A 578-nucleotide genomic window follows, 5' to 3' on the forward strand; every position below is an offset into this window, starting at 1 on the left:
TAAATAAATAAATAAATAAACTAAGTAAAGGTATGCGAAAAATCGCATACCTTTATTTGTTTAGAGAAAACGAATTACATTTTTTTCTTTACACGTGCATCTGCTTGAGCTGAACGTTCTTGTGCTTCTATATCATCATGATCTGCTAATTCCGCTGAATACTCGACATCAAGTCCATCAGGCTTTACATTCTTATTGAAATTAGAATTGTAAGTACTTTTCTTTTTCAAATTAAAACCCTCCATTATAACGAATTAATTTAAATTACATATCGTGGTGACTATGTTTTTTCTGTCTTGTATGATTTTGGTTCTTCACTTTATGAGAACCGCTTAATGGTTTCGGTTGTCCACTTTCATGGTCAATTGGGCTATTTCTTTTTGACGATTTGTTTGTCATTCTTGTCACCTTCCTTTACAAATAGCTTTAGTTGTAAGCGAAAAAATATGCCAAAAAGAAATATTTACTAATTTTAAAATGAAAGCGTTTTAATCATTTTTTTCTAATAATTTTCGATAACCATTTTCCATATATATAAATAAATTAATGAAAGGGAGGTATTTCTTATGATCTAATTC

The 578-nt window shown here is 28.9% G+C and carries 2 protein-coding genes; both read right to left on the minus strand.

Features of this window, described 5'->3' with window-relative positions:
• Positions 1 to 74: 74 nt before the first annotated feature.
• Positions 75 to 230, minus strand: a complete 156-nt coding sequence (locus CN514_RS25130; protein WP_286141839.1) for a YfhD family protein — start codon at positions 228 to 230, stop codon at positions 75 to 77.
• Positions 231 to 264: 34 nt separating this feature from the next.
• Positions 265 to 399, minus strand: a complete 135-nt coding sequence (locus CN514_RS25135; RefSeq protein ID WP_084006741.1) for a small acid-soluble spore protein P — start codon at positions 397 to 399, stop codon at positions 265 to 267.
• Positions 400 to 578 lie beyond the last annotated feature (179 nt).

This window comes from Bacillus sp. AFS001701, assembly GCF_002559405.1.
Lineage (GTDB): Bacteria > Bacillota > Bacilli > Bacillales > Bacillaceae_G > Gottfriedia.

What these genes read in the sequence shown, in the direction of transcription:
- CN514_RS25135 (WP_084006741.1), bottom strand. Translation starts at nt 399, where the DNA reads ATGACAAACAAATCGTCAAAAAGAAATAGCCCAATTGACCATGAAAGT.